This is a genomic window from Arthrobacter sp. V1I7, from assembly GCF_030817015.1.
Classification (GTDB): Bacteria; Actinomycetota; Actinomycetes; order Actinomycetales; family Micrococcaceae; genus Arthrobacter.
The window spans coordinates 4,506,138-4,526,480 of the sequence record NZ_JAUSYS010000001.1; the positions used below are offsets into that span (position 1 = coordinate 4,506,138).

19 protein-coding genes are annotated in these 20,343 nt (G+C 62.4%); 12 read left to right on the top strand and 7 right to left on the bottom strand.

Annotated features, from left to right (window positions below):
- Positions 1-18 precede the first annotated feature (18 nt).
- Together QFZ69_RS20795 and QFZ69_RS20800 are read right to left on the bottom strand one after the other, a co-directional pair.
- A complete protein-coding gene (locus QFZ69_RS20795; protein ID WP_306914147.1) occupies positions 19-1,029 on the bottom strand; it encodes a heavy-metal-associated domain-containing protein in 1,011 nt (336 codons plus the stop codon).
- Positions 1,026-1,238 carry a heavy-metal-associated domain-containing protein gene (locus QFZ69_RS20800; protein ID WP_306914149.1) on the bottom strand — a complete coding sequence of 71 codons (213 nt, stop codon included), beginning with the start codon at positions 1,236-1,238 and terminating at the stop codon, positions 1,026-1,028. Before QFZ69_RS20800 ends, QFZ69_RS20795 begins: the two co-directional genes overlap by 4 nt.
- Positions 1,239-1,346: 108 nt before the next feature.
- Between QFZ69_RS20800 and QFZ69_RS20805 the strand changes: the two genes are divergently transcribed.
- The 3 genes from QFZ69_RS20805 to QFZ69_RS20810 all read left to right on the top strand — a co-directional run bounded on the left by QFZ69_RS20805 (position 1,347) and on the right by QFZ69_RS20810 (position 3,558).
- Entirely contained in the window at positions 1,347-2,510 is a 1,164-nt protein-coding gene (locus QFZ69_RS20805; protein WP_306914150.1) for an FAD-dependent oxidoreductase, read from the top strand.
- A 233-nt stretch (positions 2,511-2,743) separates the two neighbouring features.
- Complete coding sequence (locus QFZ69_RS23430; protein WP_373461917.1) at positions 2,744-3,190, top strand: carboxymuconolactone decarboxylase family protein; 447 nt, start codon at positions 2,744-2,746, stop codon at positions 3,188-3,190.
- Positions 3,191-3,201: 11 nt separating this feature from the next.
- On the top strand, positions 3,202-3,558 hold the full coding sequence (locus QFZ69_RS20810; protein ID WP_306914152.1) for a co-chaperone YbbN: 357 nt from the start codon (positions 3,202-3,204) through the stop codon (positions 3,556-3,558).
- 344 nt (positions 3,559-3,902) lie between these two features.
- Here QFZ69_RS20810 and QFZ69_RS20815 read toward each other — a convergent pair whose 3' ends face one another.
- Together QFZ69_RS20815 and QFZ69_RS20820 are read right to left on the bottom strand one after the other, a co-directional pair.
- Positions 3,903-5,126 carry an IS110 family transposase gene (locus QFZ69_RS20815; RefSeq protein WP_306912914.1) on the bottom strand — a complete coding sequence of 408 codons (1,224 nt, stop codon included), beginning with the start codon at positions 5,124-5,126 and terminating at the stop codon, positions 3,903-3,905.
- A 284-nt stretch (positions 5,127-5,410) separates the two neighbouring features.
- Entirely contained in the window at positions 5,411-6,670 is a 1,260-nt protein-coding gene (locus QFZ69_RS20820) for an IS256 family transposase (protein ID WP_306919529.1), read from the bottom strand.
- Between the two features lie 96 nt (positions 6,671-6,766).
- On the opposite strand from QFZ69_RS20820, the gene QFZ69_RS20825 reads away from it, so the two are divergent.
- From QFZ69_RS20825 to QFZ69_RS20865, 9 genes are all read left to right on the top strand, one after another.
- The gene (locus QFZ69_RS20825) at positions 6,767-7,936 is read left to right on the top strand and encodes an MFS transporter (RefSeq protein WP_306914154.1); all 1,170 of its coding nucleotides are present in this window, start codon (positions 6,767-6,769) and stop codon (positions 7,934-7,936) included.
- A gap of 243 nt (positions 7,937-8,179) precedes the next feature.
- Positions 8,180-9,628: an MFS transporter gene (locus QFZ69_RS20830; protein WP_306914156.1), complete on the top strand. Its 1,449-nt coding sequence runs from the start codon at positions 8,180-8,182 to the stop codon at positions 9,626-9,628.
- 271 nt (positions 9,629-9,899) lie between these two features.
- Positions 9,900-10,301 carry a universal stress protein gene (locus QFZ69_RS20835; protein ID WP_306914158.1) on the top strand — a complete coding sequence of 134 codons (402 nt, stop codon included), beginning with the start codon at positions 9,900-9,902 and terminating at the stop codon, positions 10,299-10,301.
- A 282-nt stretch (positions 10,302-10,583) separates the two neighbouring features.
- A complete protein-coding gene (locus QFZ69_RS20840) occupies positions 10,584-10,781 on the top strand; it encodes a hypothetical protein (protein ID WP_306914160.1) in 198 nt (65 codons plus the stop codon).
- A gap of 390 nt (positions 10,782-11,171) precedes the next feature.
- A complete protein-coding gene (locus tag QFZ69_RS20845; protein ID WP_306914161.1) occupies positions 11,172-11,744 on the top strand; it encodes an MFS transporter in 573 nt (190 codons plus the stop codon).
- Between the two features lie 100 nt (positions 11,745-11,844).
- The gene (locus QFZ69_RS20850; RefSeq protein WP_306914162.1) at positions 11,845-12,033 is read left to right on the top strand and encodes a hypothetical protein; all 189 of its coding nucleotides are present in this window, start codon (positions 11,845-11,847) and stop codon (positions 12,031-12,033) included.
- Between the two features lie 20 nt (positions 12,034-12,053).
- Positions 12,054-12,293 carry a hypothetical protein gene (locus QFZ69_RS20855; RefSeq protein WP_306914164.1) on the top strand — a complete coding sequence of 80 codons (240 nt, stop codon included), beginning with the start codon at positions 12,054-12,056 and terminating at the stop codon, positions 12,291-12,293.
- 586 nt (positions 12,294-12,879) lie between these two features.
- Entirely contained in the window at positions 12,880-13,278 is a 399-nt protein-coding gene (locus QFZ69_RS20860) for a DUF3223 domain-containing protein (RefSeq protein WP_306914165.1), read from the top strand.
- 58 nt (positions 13,279-13,336) lie between these two features.
- The gene (locus QFZ69_RS20865) at positions 13,337-14,779 is read left to right on the top strand and encodes an IS1380 family transposase (protein WP_306914167.1); all 1,443 of its coding nucleotides are present in this window, start codon (positions 13,337-13,339) and stop codon (positions 14,777-14,779) included.
- 522 nt (positions 14,780-15,301) lie between these two features.
- On the opposite strand, the gene QFZ69_RS20870 is transcribed toward QFZ69_RS20865, so the two are convergent.
- The 3 genes from QFZ69_RS20870 to QFZ69_RS20880 form a co-directional block, all read right to left on the bottom strand.
- On the bottom strand, positions 15,302-17,716 hold the full coding sequence (locus QFZ69_RS20870) for an AAA family ATPase (RefSeq protein ID WP_306914171.1): 2,415 nt from the start codon (positions 17,714-17,716) through the stop codon (positions 15,302-15,304).
- 467 nt (positions 17,717-18,183) lie between these two features.
- On the bottom strand, positions 18,184-18,609 hold the full coding sequence (locus QFZ69_RS20875; protein WP_306914172.1) for a DUF4913 domain-containing protein: 426 nt from the start codon (positions 18,607-18,609) through the stop codon (positions 18,184-18,186).
- On the bottom strand, positions 18,606-20,165 hold the full coding sequence (locus QFZ69_RS20880; protein WP_307000408.1) for a type IV secretory system conjugative DNA transfer family protein: 1,560 nt from the start codon (positions 20,163-20,165) through the stop codon (positions 18,606-18,608). Before QFZ69_RS20880 ends, QFZ69_RS20875 begins: the two co-directional genes overlap by 4 nt.
- Positions 20,166-20,343: the final 178 nt, after the last annotated feature.

Consider the following 20,343-nt stretch of genomic DNA (forward strand, 5'->3'; position numbering starts at 1 on the left):
GGGGATGGTAGGGGTGGGTCAGTGATCGCCATGCCCGTCGTCAGCTGCGCTGTCGGTGGGAGTGATCTCGGGGGTGACCGTTGCGGAAGGCTCCGATGCTGCCGCCGGGGCTGATCCCGTGGTGTCCAAGACGAACCGGGCGGAATGGACTTGCCCGTCGACCTGGAAATCGAAATAGAGGTAGTAGCGGCCAGGGGTCGGAGCGGTGGTTGCGAATTTCACTTCGGGCCCGGAGACTTCGCCGTTGACCGGTTCAGCACCTTCAGGGTGGGTGTGCAGGTAGGCTAAGTCCCCCGCACGCAGCGCCACCAGATGCCCGTAAGCCCCCAAATAGGGCTCCAGGCTGGTTACCGGCTGACCGTCACGGCTGACACTAACCGTCAGAGCCGCGGCTGATCCGGCCCCCAGGTCACCATTCAGGGAGACCTGGAACCCGTCCACTTCATCGGCGGCCGACACTTCCAAGGAGGCGGGCTCGAAGGGCCCGGCCACATCTATCGTGCGGGTCAGTGTCAGGCCCTCACCGGCTCCGGCCGGCACAACGTCGGCGTAAATCCGGTACGTGCCTGCCGCTTCCCACTGCCACGGCAGCGACCAGCGCCCGGCCTCGTCCATAACGGGATGCACATGACGGTAATTGGATCCGTCAGAACGCACCACAATCAGGTGGGCCTGCTTTCCGTGCGAGGTCTCAAACTGGGTCACTGGGGACCCTTCGGGGCCGGTGATCGTGAACGCCAGCTCCCCGGCAGTTCCGATTGCCGCGGGAGCGGTGATCCCACCGAGCAGGTAGCCGCCCCGTTCGGCAGTGACGCCCTTTACCGGGGACCCGGCCATGGCTGCGCCCGGAGCCGGCGCCGGTGACTCCGCGTGTCCGGCACTGGCGTGCCCGCCAGTGGAACCCTGCGCGGACTGCGCCCAGGCAGTAACTGCCTGCTCCGGCACCACGGCTCCTGCCACAGCGAAACCCGCGGCAAAGACCACGGCGAGTCCCGCTGCGTAAGCGCCCAGTCGTCCGGCTGCGTTCATGCCGACCGCACCCCGCGGTAGCCGGCCGTTTGAACAGCTGCGATGACAGCTGCGTCGTCGACGGTTCCGTTGCCACTGACCACGAGCTTGCCGGTTCGGTGGCTGACCTCTACAGACCCGACGCCGGGCACTTCCTGGACTTCTTCGCGAATGGACATCTCGCAGTGACCGCAGGTCATGCCGGTTACCTGGAATTCAGTGGTGGCCATGGTCTTCACTTTCCTTCGGTTTATACCCCTAGGGGGTATGTGTATAGTGGTGAGCATATACCCGCAGGGGGTATGTCTGTCAAACGGGATATTCACCAGGAGGCCGGAATGGCTCAGCAGGGAATCATTATTGCGGGAGCGGGGGCCGCTGGCATGAGCGCCGTTGCCTCGTTGCGCGCCGAAGGTTACGAAGGGCCGCTGACAGTGATCAACGGCGAACCGCACCTGCCCTACAACCGGACACTGGTCAATAAGGGCGTGCTGCCAGGCCTGCTCACCGTCGAGCAGATCACTCAGCCTGGAGCCCGTGCGCTGGAGGGCGATCTCGTGCAGGGCCGTGCGGCCTCTCTGGATACGGAGAATTTTCTTCTAACCCTGGAGGACGGCCGGGCCTTGCCCTACACGGCCCTGATCGCCGCCACGGGAAGTGCTCCGCGGCCTGACAGCCGGATCACGGCCGCCCCTGAGCGGGTATTCCATCTCCACACTGCCCAGGACGCCGTCCGGCTGCGCGCACAGCTTGGCGCAAGCGCTGACACGAAGACCATCACAATCCTGGGTGCGGGCTTCATTGGAGCCGAAACGGCCAGTTACCTCGCCGACGCTGGCGCACGCGTAAATCTCGTCGCCCGCTCCGCCACGCCGCTGGCCGCTGCGCTCGGTAGCCACATCGCCCAGCAGATCGGCGAACTGCACCGCCTCAACGTCACTAGCCACTTCGGCCAGGACATCACCGCCCTGATCCCCGGGCCAGCTTCGGTCACCGCCACCCTCAGCGATGGGCAAATCCTGGAGTCTGACCTCGTTGTCATTGCCCACGGTAACGCGCCGAGCTCGGCATGGATCACCGGCGACGATAACGGCATTGCCGTCGACTCCCACCTCCGGGTCCGGGGTTTCGAGCGCCTCTATGCAGCCGGCAGCGTCGCCCTTCACCCCGCCAGCGACGGGCAGCTCTACGGCATCGACCACTGGGACGCTGCCGCCGCCCAGGGCGCCCACGCCGCCAGGGCAGTTCTGCATGACATCACCGGCGCGCCTGACCCCGGCCCCTACACCCCCGACACCGGATATACCCTCACCGTCTACCGGCAATCCGCAGCCGCCTACGGCACCGTGCTACCTGGCAGCCATGAAACCCAACATGACACCGGCACCCCCAAATCGGCCCTGTCCAGCTTCCACCGCCCCGACGGCACAATGATCGCCGTGGCCGGACTCAACGCCTTCCCGCAACTGCTCGCCGCCCGCAACCAGCTCACCACCCCCTAACCCCGCCGGATCACTAGCTTCCCAGGAGACACCATGATGCCCGAAGCATCGCCTCAGGGGTCCGTCCTGCCGGGCGGCACCCGTCCCGGCGCCGGAGCGACGCCCATAGGAACCGCGTCGGAGTCCCGAGCCGGATGGAACCGATGAATGTCGTCAAGGCTGTGGGGGCAGCCTGGGACATGGTGACCGACGTCGTTGCCCGACAGGTAGAGCCCGGCAACATGGCAGTCACCATGGCCCTGTCCCCCACAGTGTCCGAACGCACGCGGGCACTGGTCTCGATCGCGATACAAGCCCGACTGGACTGCGGCCCTTGCCTGGCCTATTACGAGTCGACCGCCCGGTCTGTTGGCCTTGACGAGGCCCAGATCGAAGCAGCCCGACTCGGCACCTCTTCCGACCCATGCGGTCGCCACGCTGATCAAAGTAGCTCTGGCCGTCCACGCCAGTTCCACCACTATCACGGCCGGGCAGGTAGCAGCCCTAAGAAACGTCGGATACAGCAACCGCGAGATCGCCGACGCCGTCTTGGTCGTGGCTCAGAACGTAGTCCTCGGCGCGTTCCAGCTCATCGCCGACCACCATACCGACCGCACTGTACAACCCCTGGGCCTCCTGCCAAGACCCCGTCACCGCGGGGGGCGCAGAGGCGATCCATCCGGCTCCATCACCACCGATAAAGGAAAACCCCATGTCCACCATTAACCTCACGGAACAAGATTTCAGCCGCACCATCGAAGACAACGACATCGTCATGGTCGACTTCTGGGCCAGCTGGTGCGGCCCATGCCGGATGTTCGCCCTTACTTACGAAGCGGCTTCCGTGAAGCACACCGATATCGTCTTCGCCAAGGTCGACACCGAGGCCGAACAGGCACTGGCTACATCGGCCGGGATAAATTCCATCCCCACACTGATGGTCTTCAGGGAAGGGGTTCTGGTGTTCTCCCAGCCCGGAACCATGCCGGGCGGTGACTTGGAAAAAGTCATTGCGGGCATCAGGAAGTTCGACATGGCAAAAATTCGTGCAGACCTGGCAGACCAGTAAGCGCACCGGTCTGATCCGGCTGGCCGTGAAGGAGTCGGCCGCAGCCGGTCCTACCTTTCGCCAGCTCTCCCCGTACTGACCAAGGGACGACCGGCGCCATCGGGGAATCAATCAGGAAGGTCATGAAAATGATGCACGCCCGTATCGCGAGAATACTGATGGAAGTTGGCCGACGAACCTCCATTGATCCGACGCTGGAAGCCAAAGGCTTGCACGTCGCCCTTCGCGCAAACATCACCCGGCGGTAGCACGTGTCCGTCGATACTTTCCCCAATACCAACCCCGCCCGCACTCTGCAACGGAAAGTCGTCCGGGTGCTGGGGGTCTGATGCTCCTATCGTGTGTCAAGCGGTGGCGAGCCAGTTTCTGTAGCGATCGGCGAGTTCGGGCAGCGGCCGGGCTTTGCGCTCGATATCGGAGATCCGGGCGGGCCACGTGCTTAAGGCTACGGCCACTTGACTGAGGGTGATGTTCTTTTTCGTGCGAATGGCGCGGAGGTCGGCTTGGACCGTCCTTACTGCTGGGCTGGTAAGGATGCGGTAGATCTCTCGGACGATGGCCCTTTTGAGGCAGCGGATGATTTCCTTCTTGCTCTTGCCATCCTGTGTGCGGCGCTCGACGTAGGCGCGGGTTTTGGGGTCGTGGCGCATTCGGACGAGTGCGATGCGGTGGAGGGCGGCGTTACCCTGTCTGTCGCCGCCACGGTTGAGCCGGTGGCGGGTGGTGCGCCCGGAGGACGCCGGGATTGGCGCGGCGCCGCAGAGCGCGGCGAACGACGCTTCGTTGCGGATCCGCTCTGGGTTGCCGCCCGCGGTCACGACGAGTTGCGCGGCGACCAGGGTCCCGACGCCGTAGACATCCAGCAATGCTGGGTGGTGCGCCTGGACGAGTTCATGCAATTGCGTCTCGATGCCGGCGACGCGGTCTGAGAGCTCCTGGTGGGCGCAAGCCATCGTCTTCAGGGCCAGCCCGGCGGCGTCTTCAGGGCCGGCCAGATCGGATCCAGGACGACTACTGGCCAGACGGCGCAGCAGCGCGTCCGTGTCCAGGTCCCGGTATCTGGCGCGGACCGGTTCTGGAGCGGTGATCAGCAGCCCTTTAATGGCGTTGGAGATCGAGGTCATGGAGGAGACGAACCGTTTCCGCGCGCCGAGCAGGAATCGGATGGATTCAGCGGCGGTGTTGGTGTCTTTCGGGATGGAGATGCCACGGCCGGAAAGCACCGTACGGGCAGCTTCGACTGCGTCGACAGGATCTGATTTCCCATTCATCCGGCGCACCTGCCGGGTAGGGCGCAGGACTTCCAGCACGGTGTGTCCGGCGGACTGAAGGGCCCGGGTCAGGCCGGCGCCGTAGGAGTTGGTGCCCTCGACACCGATCCCCCGGACGGGGCCGGCTGAGGCTACGGCATCGATGAGCGCGGCATAGCCACGGCTGTCCGCCGTGAACGTCGCGGTGGAGACCACCGCGCCGTTCTCGGTGAGAATGGCAAGGGTGTGAGTGTCGGTGTGGGTGTCGACCCCGGCGACGCGTCCGGCCGCGTCGACATCCGCTCTCGCGTGTGGCATATGGTGTCCTTCCAAGCAACGGTTCGGGTTGTCACCGTTGGCCCTGTCGGCCGCAGACAGGACGCTGAAGGGACGCGCACCATGGCAGGGCCAACTGGTCATGGGATCGGTCATGCTCCTATGAGGTCATGAACCGGCAGAGCCCACGGCTGGTCCCGGGAACGCAGGACAAATCAGGTCAAGGACAGGTCCCCCGAAGGGGGCCGCCAGTCAAGTATCGGGTCACTGCATTCCCGGACCCTTCCAGTATCAGCGTCAAGTTTTCGGTGTAACTGGTTTTGATTTTATTTCTTGCCGGCGGACAGGCGTCCGTCGAAGGTGACTTCGAAGGCATTGAGCGCAGCCTTCCAGCGGTTGGACCAGCGTTGTCGGCCCGTCCCGGTGGGGTCCAGACTCATGACCGCCAGATAGACGCATTTGAGCGCGGCCTGCTCCGTGGGGAAGTGTCCGCGGGCATTCACGGCTCGCCGGATGCGCGCGTTGATGCTCTCTATGGCGTTGGTCGTGCAGATGATGGTGCGGATCTCGCGGTCGAACTGCAGGAAGGGCACGAATTCGGCCCAGGCGTTGGTCCAGAGCCGGATGATCGCCGGGTAGCGCTTTTCCCACTTCTCGCTGAACTCCACGAACCGGTCCAGGGCATCGGATTCCGACGCCGCCGTGTAGACGGGCTTGAGGTCCTTCGCGATCGCGGACCAGTCCTTCTTCGACGCGTAGCGGAACGAGTTGCGCAAAAGGTGAACAATGCAGGTCTGGGTGATCGTCTGAGGCCAGACGGTGGCGATGGCCTCGGGCAGGCCCTTGAGCCCGTCACAGACCACAATCAGGCAGTCCTGGGTGCCGCGGTTCTTGATCTCGGACAGGACCCGCAGCCAGTACTTCGCCCCCTCCCCGTCACCGTGCTCGCCGGCCCAGAGCCCAAGGATGTCACGGGTGCCCTCGCAGGTCACCGCCAGCGCCACGTAGATCGGCCGGTTCGTGACCTGCCCGTCGCGGATCTTCACGTTCACCGCGTCGATGAAGATCACCGGATAGACCGGATCCAGCGGCCGGCTCTGCCAGGCCGACAAACCCTCCAAGACCTTCTCCGTGATGGTGGAGATCGTCTGCTTGGAGACCTCCGCGCCGTAGACCTCGGCCAGGTGGGCGCAGATCTCCCCGTGCGTGAGTCCCTTGGCGGACAGCGAGATGACCAGGTCATCGAGCCCGGACAGGCGGCGCTGCCGCTTCCTGACCAGCTCCGGGGTGAACGAGCCGTCCCGATCCCGCGGCACCGCGATCTGCACCGGACCGGCCTCGGTCAACAGCTCCTTGGACCGGGTGCCGTTCCGCGAGTTCCCGCCGTCCCTGCCAGCCGGATCGTGCCGGGCGTAGCCCAGATGGTCCTCCATCTCGCCCTCCAGCGCCGATTCCACGACCATCTTCGTCAGCCGGGACAGCAGCCCGCCCTCACCGGTCAGCCGCAGGCCTTCCGCACGCGCCCGCTCACTCAGCTGCTGCACCAACTGCTCATCCAGCGCGTCCGCCGGAGCCGGCGCAACCATGCTCGTCGCAGCAGTCACATCACTAATCACATCAGTCACGGCAACCTCCTAATTCTCTGGAGTTACACCGTTTAAATTACAGTCCCGGTGCTGGCCATGGCGCAGCTCCTGGGAGGAATCGGCACGGGAGCCACCATGAGCCTTGGGGCGATGCTGGTCGTTAACGTCTCAGGCTCCGCAGCTTGGTCCGGCATGGCTATGACGATGGGAGCTCTGGGCGCTGCGCTGCTGGCGATACCCCTTGCCCGCCTGGCTCAGGCCAAGGGCAGGCGAATTTCGCTTAGTACAGGAGCTGGGATCGCTGTGGCAGGCGGGCTAATTGTGATCGTCTCGGCGGGCATGACCATTTTTCCGTTACTTCTGGTCGGCATGATTCTGATGGGCTCGGGCTCCGCGCTGAGCCTGCAGGCCCGCTTCGCCGCAACTGACCTCGGGAGCGAGGCCACCCGGGGGCGGGATTTATCTCTTGTTGTTTGGTCGACAACCATCGGGGCAGGAGTCGGCCCTAACCTATTCGGACCCGGAGAAAGTCTGGGCCAGGCCATGGGGATGCCCCAATTCACCGGCGGGTTCATCATTGGCGGCATCGCGCAGCTGCTCGGCGCCGCCGTCTACCTCATTGGTTTACGGCCGGATCCATTGCTTACCGCAGCTAAAGCTCGCAGTGCTGAGGAAGGTTCCCTGCCCCAAGCCAAAGTGGCTTCCGTCGACGGTCTGAGTCTGTTGCGATCTTCGCCGGCCGCGAAAAGCGCGGTGCTCGCTCTGGCCCTGAGCCACGCAGTCATGGTCGCGCTCATGGCCATGATCCCCGTGCATCTGACCGGCAATGGCGTGTCGCTGAACCTGGTAGGACTAACGATCAGCCTGCACGTGGTTGGCATGTTCGCGTTCTCCCCTGCCCTGGGTCACCTCACGGACCGCTTTGGCGCACGGGTGGTTGTCTTGGCAGGGCAGGCCATACTCCTCGCCGCCCTGCTGCAGGCCATGCTGGGATCCGACAACCAGGTTCTGGTCATCGTGACCCTGGTCCTGCTGGGCTTGGGCTGGTCGGCCTCCACTGTGGCTGGCTCCACGATGGTCGGTGCAGCGGTCGAGCCCATTCATCGGCCGCGGCTTCAGGGTGTATCCGATTCACTCATGAATTTGGCAGGAGCGGCAAGCGGCGCCGCCGGACCCGTCCTGGCGCACATCGGATTCAACGGGCTAAGTGCTGCCCTTATCGCGCTGGTCGCTGTCACGGTAATAGCCCAAATGGGGCAAAGATGACAGGGGCCTCCGCCGCCTGCGGGACTTTGCGCCCGCTCCCGATCCATTATTGGGCGCTGGCGAGATGGCTCACTTTTCGACCATCGCTGACACAGGTGTTGTTTCTTGCTCCTATCTATACCCTACAGGGGTATGGTATAAATTGTTCCCGCAGGTTCCACTCACGCATCCAGTTAGAACTCCCGCCCCTAATTTGCGACCTCCGGTCCGCAGAGGCGGACTCCCCAACCCTAGGAGTATGAAATGTCTGCTATACCCCCGCCATCGCCTTCACGGAGGTGGCTCGCTCTTGCTCTCATAGCAACAGCGCAATTCATGGTCATCATGGATACGTCGATCATCGGCGTCGCTCTGCCTCGCATCCAGGAAGATCTCGGATTCTCACAGGAAGATCTTTCTTGGGTCTTCAACGCCTATGTGGTCGCCCTTGGCGGCCTGTTGCTCCTCGGTGGGCGTTTGTCGGACCTGTTCGGTGCACGCCGCATTTTTGGAGTCGGCTGGGCAATTCTGCTCATTGGTTCCCTCATCGCCGGCGCTGCCGGAGACGTAGCCATCGAGCTCACGGGTCGTGCTGTGCAGGGCCTGGGATCAGCCCTTATCGCACCTTCCGCCTTGACCCTGTTGATGATGCTCTTCGGTGCGGAGCCGAAGCAGCTGACCAAGGCTCTGGCAATCTACGGTGCTGCCGCACCTGCCGGTGGAACCGCCGGTGTCTTCCTTGGCGGAATCATCACCGAGTACGTTTCATGGCCGTGGGTCTTCTACATCAACATCCCCATCGCGATCATCGCCCTACTCGCAATACCCGTCCTCATGCCGGCCAGCATCGCCCGCAAAGGCTCGGTTGATCTGCTCGGCGCCGCCACCGCCACCGCAGGAATTGGTGCGCTCGTCTTCGCGATCGTGCGTGCCCCAGAGGTCGGGTGGGGATCGCCGGAGACCTGGCTGGTGCTGATAGCGGCGGTCGCCCTTTTGGGAATCTTCCTTAGGCTTCAAGCACGCCTGGCTAACCCTCTGATGCGGTTGGGGATCTTCCGCACTTCAAACCTAGGTGCGGCCAACATTGCGCAGCTGCTGCTGGGTGGGGCCTGGATTCCGATGTGGTTTTTCCTGAACCTCTACCTGCAGCAGGTCCTTGGATACAGCGCATTCCCCAGCGGAGCCGCACTGCTCCCCATGACCGTGCTCATCATGATCGGGATGATCGTCCTCGCACCCCGGATGATCAACCGCTTTGGCCCTAAAGCCATGACCGTTGCAGGCCTTGCCATACTGGCCGTCGGAATGGGATGGCTCTCCCTCATCCGTCCAGACGGAAATTTCTGGATTGACGTGCTCCCGGCCTCGCTCGTGGCGGCGTTGGGTATGTCATTGGCCTTCATTCCCTCGCTCGGTACCGCAATCTCCAGCGCCCGGCCGGAAGAAGGAGGACTTGCCGCCGGCATCGTGAACACCAGTTACCAGATAGGTTCGGCGATCGGCCTGGCTGGCATGACCGCAGTCGCGACAGCCTTCGGAGCTCATCAGATTGGTGACCCTGCCGCCCTGACCAACGGATTCTCCGCAGCCTTCATCGGGGCCGGGCTGATCGCGCTCATCGGGGCAGTGCTGGCAGCCCTCATGCTGCGTAATCAAAACAATGGCAGCTCACGCCAGGACCAGGAGGTCCCAGAGGCCGGCGCCCGCTCCTAGCCGTACTCCGAGCCATATCGGTGACGCGAGAACGATCTGTAGAAGAGCCGGTCAGAACTCGCCCCGGAAAGCCGGACTAGCTTTCTAACCCGAGGGCCTGAGCCCGGTGCAGCACCGGGCTCAGGCAACCATCCTGAGCGCAACTGCCCAGCCATCAATGCCTAGAAGGAAAACGCAATGCTTACTCCAAAACTGCTCATCGCCTACGACGGGTCCCCCAACGCACAAGTGCAACACAAACCGCCGCCAGCCTTTTCCCTGCGCTACAGCGGTGCTGCTCTATGCCCGTCAATCGCTGGAGGGCTTCGCGGCGCATCTGGAGGGCCATCCGGCGCTGGAGGAATTACAGGGCCTCGACGCCGCTGCGCTCGACGTTTCAGAACAGATTGCCGCCGAAGGTGCGGAACTGGCCCGTAGCCTCGGCCTAATCGCTGAACCGTTAGTCGCTTCCACGATGGCCACAGCGTCCGAGACTATTGTGAACACCGCCGAGGACCTGAACATAGATCTGATCGTTCTTGGTTCCCGCGGGTTGCGTGGCTTCAAAGCGACCCTACTAGGAAGCACATCGGCAAACGTCCTTCACCATGCCACCCGACCGACCCTCGTGATTCCCTCGGAAGCTGTGGCTTCGGCTCGCCGCAACAGCCGGGCATTAACGGACAGGGTCTAGGCATTCCCCACCGTCAGGTCGCCGGATCCTCGAGCAGAAACGCATGTTGGATCCGGCAACCAGGGGCCAGCTAATTGAATTGACCACGGACGTTGGGGACGCTCAGCGTGGTTTGGTACATGAAGAAGACCTCCGGGTGGAATGGGGCTTGCCTCAAGGGGCAAGCAGCTTTTCGACGCGGCCCTTACAGAGGAAGCTGTGGGGCTCGGACCATTTCGCTTCGGCTGCGTCACGGGAATTTTCGCAGTCCGAGAGAGCAGTCCAAGAGATTAGGACAGATTGATGCATACCAAAGGAAAGAACCAGATGAGTGATATATGGTTCGCTGTCGAGGACAACAACGGCAAAAAGATATTGTCGATGGACCAAGTAAAGGTCACCTTTAAAAAGGATCCGCGAGTCGGAAGAGTGTGGATTATGTCTTATGCCCAACTGGCCGACCTTCAAGTCGCAATCGAAGCCCACTTGGCGATGAACTAACTAGCTTATCCTCGGCCGGCCAGGAAACTCGATGCGGGAAACCGGCGGCTTTGACGCGACGGATAAAGGAGCACCGGTCCAGTTTCGGTTGCCCATCGTAGTACCCGAAACGCGACACCCGAAAGTGCCAGGCCGTGTGCAGGTCCGGGTAGTCTCGGCCTCCATCAGTTCGAAGCATTCCGATTCTCTGCTTGGAAGCGAAAAGGCTGCGGCTCTTCGTATCACTCCCCCGCTGACCCCCTCCCAGCGCAAACGCTCCGGCGCCGCCTTAGCCGTCTCAGCCGCCACGCACTCCTCCGTTCCAGCCCGGGCCCGTTCTTGGGCACCCACCGGCCAAGCAACTGTTCTCAGACAGCCCCAAGTCCCGACCTCCTGGCCACCATCACCCTCATGGGCGGTGCCAGCACCCTGATCGGCGTCCTCCCGACCTACAACGGCTCATCCGGCGACTGGTACCAGGGCGGCGCCGGAATACTCGCGCCTATCCTGCTGATCCTGCTCCGCCTGCTGCAAGGCCTCGGTGCCGGCGCTGAGATGGCCGGCGCCTCCATCCTTATGACCGAATACGCTCCACGCAAGGAACGCGGCTTCTACGCCTCACTCCCCTTCATGGGTGTCCAGGTCGGCACTGTCGTTGCAGCACTGGTCTACTTCCTGCTCTTCAACGCCAACCAGACCGTAAAGATCACCGAAATGTGGCTGTGGCGGGTACCGTTCCTGGCCAGCGTCGTCATCCTCGTCGTCGCTATCTTCATCCGCCTCAAGCTGAGAAGCCGCTGCGCACACTGGTCAAGTCCTCCCGCAGGACCCTCCTGCGCGGTATTGGCCTCCGTCTCGCAGAGAACGGCTCATCCTCCATCTATCAGGCCCTCGCCGTCGCATATGTCACAAGCGCCGCTGTCGGCGTCACCGGCCCCATCGGTGCACTGTCCCTCGTGTTCGCCGCCAGCCTCGGATCAATAGTGGTGCCGATCGCCGGCAAGCTTTCGGACCGGTTCGGGCGGTCAAGACCTACCGCGGCTTCGCGATTTTCCAGTTCGTCGCAGCCTTCCCGATCTGGTACGTGTTGAGCCTCGGCGACACCGTCCTCACGATTGTCGTAATCTCCCTCGCGCTGGGCATCGGAACCTGGGGCATGTTCGGATCACAGAGCGCCTTCATGTCCGAGCTCTTCGGCTCCCGTCAGCGCTACCTCGGCGTCTCCGTCGCCCGTGAAATCTCCGCCGTGATCTCCGGCGGCGTCGCACCCTGATCGGAGCATGGATCATCTCCTTGGTCATCACAGCAGACGGCGGAGCCGGTGTTCACGGTGCAGGACTGGGCGCCTGGGTACCCATTGCCGCCTACCTGTCACTCCTGACCGTGATCACTATCATCGCTACCTTCTTCACACCCGAGACCATTGGACGCGACCTGGACAGCATCAAGGACGCAATTGACGACCCGGCAACCGTCGCGGGCCACCACAAGGCGGTCTACGCAAAGACGCACGAACACGAGTCGGCTTTGTAGGACAACCGTCACGAGGACGCACAAGCCGTCCAACAGTGCAGTCTCTACGTCCGGCGGTGGTCACCTACTGGTGATCGCCGCCGGACGCGCGTGTTTTAGTTCTCAGCCAGACCGGAGATGGCGGACCTACGATCCACTTGCGCCCTGCCAGCCTGAAGTACACCCCAACCTGACGTCAGGTAGTCCTCTGGGGCGTCAGAATAGGATCCGAACCTGCCATTCAATACACCCCGGTGGGAGGGTCTTAGATTCCAACCGGACGCATTTGGCGATCGCATGCTTTGAGGATGGCGTGAGCGCAAGATGTCGATCGTGCACGCGATGTCTGCACAAATCAGCGATGTCTGCTTATGTTGTCGCGGGCTTGGCCCGGAAACTGTCAAGCGGTGATTCCCGCCAACCCCGTCAACAATTAGGCCGTTTGCGTGTCAGGTGGCCTTCGGCGCGGCGTGCAGATATTTTCCGTTCGCAAGCTTTCCGTCTGATTCAGGATTCGCTGCACCCACCCGGTACTCTGATGAGCGCGGCCAAGACGCGTCCTGCGGATCGGCAAATACGCCGTCCAGAGCAGGGGGATCGGGGAATCATGGCCAAGTATGAAGTCGGCGAATACGCGTTCGGAAAAAAGGGCGCCGTCAGTGAACTGCTCAGCGCCGCTCTGAAGAAGTACGAGCCCGGTGACAAGGTGGCGGATCTTTTCGTGTCGGGGCTGTTGACCGCGCTTGTCCGTGAACACCCTGAGGCGGCCGAGAAGATCGGACCAGGCATCGAGCACTGGGTGGTTTGCTCAAACAACGACCGTCAGTACAACACCAGGGGCTTTAGGGCGAAGCAGATCGGTCGCGAGGGCCTCGTGAAGTTCAAATACACGGATGTGCTTTCGCCACCCACTCGGCACGCACTCTTCGCGGAGGCCCTTCCTAGCCCGGGGATTTCATGGCGGGTGGCTGAGGGTGTGTGTTTAAGCAGGGAAAGGGTGCTCTGAGCTGGGAAAATAGTGGTTGTCGAGACCGTTATTTGCCGAGTGAAGGAGCACCCTTTCGATGCAAAAGTCTACCTGTGTTTTTCCGTCGGTTCCGGTCACTTTCACCGGCCAGTCGCTGGTCTCCCACGCCGGGGTGAAGGTCCTGACCGGTTTCATGGATGCCCTGGGTTTCGGGGCACTGTGCGAGGACCGGTTGGGCCAGTTCGTTCCCGCAGGCGCGACGCACCGGCCCGGCCGGCTGGTCGGTTCTCTGGCGGCGATGCTGGCCGCCGGAGGTGAACACGTGTCCGATCTGGACATCCTGCGGGTCTCACCGGGGGTCTTCGGCCAGCTGCCCTCGAACGCGACGGTGTCCCGGTTTTTCGAACGGACCGTGACGAACCCCGAGCTGTTCGGCTATGGCATCGAAACCCTCACCCGGCAACTGCGCTCCACGGCCTGGGAAGCGGCCGGGAACCGGAACCCGGCGTTGTCGGCGACAGCGGCGGATCCGCTCATCCTGGACCTGGACGCCACCCTCGTGGCCTCACACTCGGAGAAGGAAAACGTCGCCGGCACCTACAAGGGCGGCTACGGCTTCGCCCCCTTCATCGCGTCCTGTGACTACGGTGCCGGTAACGGCACCGGGGAAATCCTCGCCTGCCTGCTGCGGACCGGCAACGCCGGCGCGAACAGCGCCGATGACCACATCCGCGTCTTCGAGACCGCCGTGTCCGGCCTGCCCGAAGGATTCTTCGACGAGACCGGGGCGCTGGCCGGAGAGAACGTCCTGGTCCGCACCGACAGCGCCGGAGCCTCAAGGAAGTTCCTCTGGTACCTGCACAGCCGGAACGCCCAGTTCTCCGTCTCCTACCCCGTCCCCGCGGCCAAAGCCCACATGGTCGATTGGATCAACGACAAGAAGAACTGGCAGCCGGCCCTGGACCAGGCCGGCAACGACCGGACCGATGCCTGGGTCATCAACGCCACCGACATCATCCCGCTCACCGACTACCCGCCGGGAACGAACCTGTTCCTGCGCGCCGAGCCCTTGCACCCCGGCGCGCAACCGACGCTGCTGGACATCGACGGGCACCGGATCACCGCGTTCCTGACCAACTCACCGCGCTGGCACGGCCCGTTCCTTGACGCCAGACACCGCGCCCGGGCCCGGTGCGAAAACCGGATCAAGACCCTGAAAAACACCGGTCTGGGCAAGCTGCCGTTCTTCGACTTCGCCGCGAACCAGGCCTGGGCGTGGATCGCAGCCCTGGCCTCCAACCTCGTCTCCTGGCTCCAGCTCACCGCGCTCCCCGCCGGCGACCACGCCAAGGGATGGGACATCAAACGCTGGCGCTACCGGCTCTTCGCCACTGCAGGCAAGATCATCACCCGCGCCAGAAAGAGCTATCTCCTCCTGCCCGGAACGGCACCCGAACACCAACTGATCCACAGATTACTCGAAGCCACCGCAAGCATCGCGGCGAGCCTCAAGAACCCCACCGCCATCATGCAGACCTGACGCCCGGAACCAGCCCCATCACTGCGAGCAGACAGACAGCCATCACGGGTACGTGGAAACCCGCGCCAACCCCGGCGCATGGGACGGTCGAGGGTGCCCGGAATCCGCCCAGACAACACGCCAGCCGCTCAGCCGCCATCAACACCCCCGACCGACGACCGATGCAAAATCCGGGCTAGGGAAGCAATCGACATCACACAGCAGCTAAGGACGGATGCGTTCAGCGACGGCCCCGTCAGGTGTGCGTACACCGGCGAGAAAATCACGGAAAAGACCGACGCAGCGGCCGTCCACCGGAACCCTTCCCGGGCCGAGCTTCACAGGCAGTTCCTCGCCAGTGAAGGGCTCACCGAGGAATCGGTCAAACTGCTCGTGCACCCTTCCCGGCTCGAAGACCGTGAGCTTGCCCAGAGATGGCGCCGCTTCCAGACTGCGCACCTCAATGGAATGTCCATCGTAAAAATCCGGCGGCACTGAAGGCGAGTGGGTAGGACACGACGCTGTCTTGAGCCGCCAAGGTGCCTATACCCCAGCCTGACTTTTTGTTCCTGCAGGACGCTGGAGCTCAACTGAAATCATCTGTGTGACTGCAGACGCCGGGTCCTTGGTTGCATCGTCCTGGTACAAGATACGTTCGCTGGAGCTGAGCGCCTTAACCTCTTCTCGGAAGCTATCAAAGCGAGGCACATTATAGGTGCTGAGGTCCCCGAGTTCGTAATCACGGGCGATATACGACAGGCGAGGGCGGATAGCGTCCCCAAATGGCGAGACGTCAAGAGCGGAGTCGAGTTCCCGCATCAATTTCTTGGCGTCATGTTTCCTCATACCTTGCGGATGGTTTCGCAGGAAGTTGTTAACTGCCCGCTTCATACGATCATCGCTGCGGTTTCTGTCTTCTTCTTCCGACGCGTCTTCTAAACGCTCAGCAAGGAAGCTTAGGAGGGCAGCAAATCGCCTTCGCAGCATCTCGGCGCCGGCAGTATCAGGGAAAACGGCGAGCAGGGAAATGACTTCTCGCGCTAGCCCGGCCTTCTCTATATGCTCCTCAGCGAAGGCAGACGTGTAGGCCCCTTCCAAAGCGTCCCAAAGCCGGCCGCCCGACTTGGCGAGGTTCTTTCCTATGCTTTCAGGGGTGAAGGACTCCGTGTCCTGCTCCTGCAGATCCTCGAAACGCGCCAAGTAATTCAGCGCAGCTCTGTGCGCGATCTCAATCGGCAGCAGATCTTCGATCTCTATAATGCTGACCCCGTTGTCGGGTACCAAGCCAGACTCCGCGGCCCACGTATCAAGACGAACAATATATTCATCGCGTAACACGCGCTTTCGCCGAGCTTCTCCCCGTTGGAGCACTTTCTCGGCTATCAGGCCCGATTTGTCGCCGTCCAGGAGCGCGACACAAGGAGGCTTGATAACATCCCGGCCCCTGGCCAGGTAGGCCATGTAGGGAATACCGTCTGCACCCCCGCACGCTACGACGGTGACCTCATTCAGGTCCAGAACCCCTGCTGTACTTTGTTCTCGTTTCGCGATGTGAGCTGAAATGCCTGCCAGCAGTACTTGATCCCCCTGTCCTTCGACAAGGAGATTCTTACCACCTATGAAGGTTGTCTCCGCCAGATTGGCACCGATTGAAGAACGTAAGGGTTCGTAGCGGTTGTTGGCTGCATCGCGGACTACACGAGTTCCTTCGTCTTCGGAGCCCTTGTCTAACACCCGGATCCTGTGAGGGGCATTCTTGTCGATCAAGAATGGTGAATGCGTCACATATACGACCTGACTTTGTTGACCATCGTCCTCAGGTAGAGCGTAGTCATGCAGCACCCGCATCAGGTCTTGCTGTCCCACGCTTGATAGGAAAGCATCCGGTTCGTCCAAGAGCAGTATGTCCGGCTTGCGGTTCTTCAGCCGGTGGGCAGTGAGTTGCACAAAGTAGCTCAGGAAGAAGCGAAGTCCTTGGCTCCTTTCTCCGAAGGAATACTTTGACCCGGTCCGGTCCAAGATCGTGAACGCCAACTCGTGCTCACGCGCTTCAACTCGAAGCTCGAAGTCTCGATCCTGGGACCACCAACGCTGGACGTTCAGGTTTTCCTTGATAGCGGAGTTCATGGCCCCAATGATTGCCTCAACCTGGCCTTCGCGTCCGGATTTAATCGAGTCTTGCAACTCCACGAATGCTTGTTGATCTATACCGGCGGCATCGACTAGTAGCTGGCGGGCAAGCTCGAACTCCGCCCTGCGTCTTGCTTCAGCCTGAACACTAGCGGGATCCGTACCTTTAGAAAGCGCCGGCAGAACCGCTTCTCCAACTGTCTCAGCGGTCAGTGCAACGAGATCCTCTAAGCGTTCCAGTACTTCAGTTCGGGTCTTCCTGAGCTGTAGCTGACTGTGAGGTTGTCCGGCGAGTTCGGCTATGGAGACGCTGTCCGGAACAGCCAGGTCCGTCCTCAGCTCGTGATAAGACGGGAGAATTGCTTCCAGGCTTGCGAGTTCATCCCCAGTCAGCGGGACCCTCTCGCCGTTGACTAGCAGGAAGGGCGCCGCGGCTCCCGGACGGTAAAGGCTGAACTCTCTCGCACCCTCAAGAGCTGCAATACCTGCTCGATCATCCGTCGAATCAAGCTCGAATGTGCAGCCGAACTCAGGCAACCTGAGCTCGTTGGTCTTGACGGAATACAACTCGCTGTACCGGCAGAAGTCAGCGCGGTTGATGGGGTTTCCCGTCAGAGAAGCCTTAATGGCAGTCAGCAATTGACTTTTGCCGGATTCGTTCGCTCCAACAATGGCCGTGATTTCTGGATCCAAAGGTATTCGAACAAAGGGGTACCATGCAGGATCAGTATCCTCCCAGGGGGCCGGCTGATTCGTGATTCGCGACTTCAATTCGTAGTCGTAATTGAACGAGCGAAAGAATCTGACATCTAGCCTGTTGAACTTCATGATCTCCCCCGAGGGCCGCTTATTTCCGAGCCAATACTTCTGATGTGAGCTTAGGGCATGCGGCAGACAAGGATTGGGCGGCTGTGCGCGAGTCCGGTAAGCCGACGTGTTGCAAAAAGGCCCCCCACTAGCCAGAGGCCCCAACCGGCTTCCTCGAAATTGCGGGCGTTTGGCCAGCGAAGATCAGTGCCGAGCCGCTACCGAAAACAGCCTGTTGCACAATTGCGGGTGTTCGGGGCGAAGACACGCTCGCTGCCCACAGCCGGGGACAATCCTTGGAGGTTATCCACCGCTACTGCTGCCGAGGGAGCTACCTCCATGGCTCCCAATTTCCAGCCGTGGATAACCCGGATTGACCCCAGCCATGGACAGCTAGAAGTCGGGTCAGCTCCGGCCGTTTGGTCCGGGCAGTAAAGGCCTAAGCGCGCGCCTCGTTCTTTTCATCCGATCGTGACCAGCCAGCGGTGCTAGTCAAAGATTCCGGCTTCAGGGGTTGTGTGGGGAAGAGCAGTTCTGTCCCGGGCGGGAGTTTTGTGCCCGTCGTACGCGCATTTTTTGAAGGGGCCTTCTTTGTCCATGAGGACGCGCATGTGTGGGTCGGCGTGGTTGAGCCACCAGGTGCTGACCCCGAGCGCAGGCTCCAGCCGTAAGTGTTCCCAGGCCCGCCAGATGGCTTCCATCCGGATCAGGGCTTCGGGGTGTTTGTACCACTCAGGGCACCACGCGTAGGCTGCGCCCTCGTTGACTTCCCGGACGTAGGACTGGGCCAGGAGGTCAGCGAAGAACTCCACGGCGCTGGAGTACACCAGTTCCGGTTCGGGCTCAGCGTGGCTGTTGCCGGCCGGGGACTGCTCCTCTTCGTCCCCGAAGGCGTCCGCGAACTCTTCGCTCACGCCTTGTCCCCGTCCGTCCACGGGTTGTGGGCGGCAACAGCCACAGGGGCACGCTCAATTGTTTCCTTGGCTGCGAGGGAGTCTTTGACCTTTTGGGCATGGGGCCCGTTCATCCAGGGAATCGTTTCGATCATGGTGGCCGGGGCACCGGAGGCGAGCAGGATGGCTCTGAACCTTGGCAGCGCTGTCAGGTCGGCAACGGACAGGATTTCGTCCTTGCTTTCCTGCCTGGACGAGGAGGATCCGGTTCTGCTGTGGCTGCGGGAGACGTTGATGTAGCTGTATTGGCCGATGAGGCGGGAGAGCTCGTCGAGGTAGCCGACTTCGGAGACGCCGCCGCCGTAGATTTTGACGTTGGATGCTGACCAGAGTTTCCGCATTCCTTCGAGGTTCCAGACTTCCACGCCCTGGGACCAGGACTGCAGGATGGTCATGAGGATGATGCCGCGGGAGCCGTAGTGGCTGTATTGGTCCGGCAGGGCTTTCCACCGGCAGACGTTCGCGGCTTCATCGAGGATCCCCAGCAGCGGTGTTGCGAGGCGCCCGCCGGGTTGGGAGGTGGCGTACTTTTCGGCAGCTTCGACGACGGCGACGGTCAGGGCCGTGACCAGGGGGCCGGCGGTGCCGAGTCCTTCGCGGGAGAGGCTGTACAGCGTGCCTGTGCCGCGCACGAAGTCCTCGGGAACGAACTGCGGCCGCGGGTCGCTGTCCACCGTCGTGTCCCGGGCCGGGGTGACCCATTGGCTGACCTCGCGGTCGGTCAGGAAGGAAACCATTTGCCGGGCGGTGCCGTAGACGCCGGCCCGCTGCTTTTCCGGTTCGCGGATGTGGCCCATCACCATGTCCGAGAGCAAGTCATACCCTGCGGTCCTCAGCAGTTCTGCGGGGGCCTCGTCGTGCGGGCGGGTCAGCCAGGTATAGACCTGTGTGACCGGGGCGGAGCCGAGTGAGGCGGCGAGCAGGAAGGCTTTGAGCAGGTTCTGCCCTGCCGGGTCGAAGTAGGCATCAGGTTTGGTCCCGGGTTCCCGGGAGCCGTTGGCGAAGTGCTGTGCCAGGTTCCCGGCCGTGGCTTCGTTCTTCACATACGACAGCGGGTTCCACCACCACGTGGGATCGTCTTCGGCGACGGCCTGCGGGTCAAAGACCCACATCGCGCCTGCCTCTGACCGGATCGGACGTGTCACGTCCACGATGTCGCGCTTGTTCGAGGTAGCGATCATCGCACCGGGTGCGTCCAGGATCGCCGGGACGGCGTAGGAGGTGGTCTTCATGGTGCGGGGCCCGGCGATAAGGATCAGCATGTCCTCCCAGGAGGCCCACAGCGGGCGTTTCCCGGCGACGCTGCGGCCAAGCCGCACACCCGGGGAGTTCTCGACCCCGAGGCGCACCGCGGTGGCGGTGGTCCCTTTGGTGCCCAGGTGATTGAGGTCTTTTCCCCGGCCCATGTGGACGGCGGCCTTATCCACACGGGTGCGTTTGCTCGCGGTCCGGGAGCGGACCACCAGCACCGTCACCAGCAGTGCGATCAGGACAGCGGCCAGCACGCAGGCGACCACTGTGGATTATTCCGGCCAGGGCACCCGGCCCTTGACCAGCCCGGCCACCAGATCAATCGGATGGGCCGGGGGCGCGGCAAGACCGGCCAGCCAGGATCCGAGATGGGCCGAGACCCAGCTGCCGCCCCCCAATGACGACAGCTGCGCCGATGGCCAGCCAGATCCCTAGCCCGTCGCC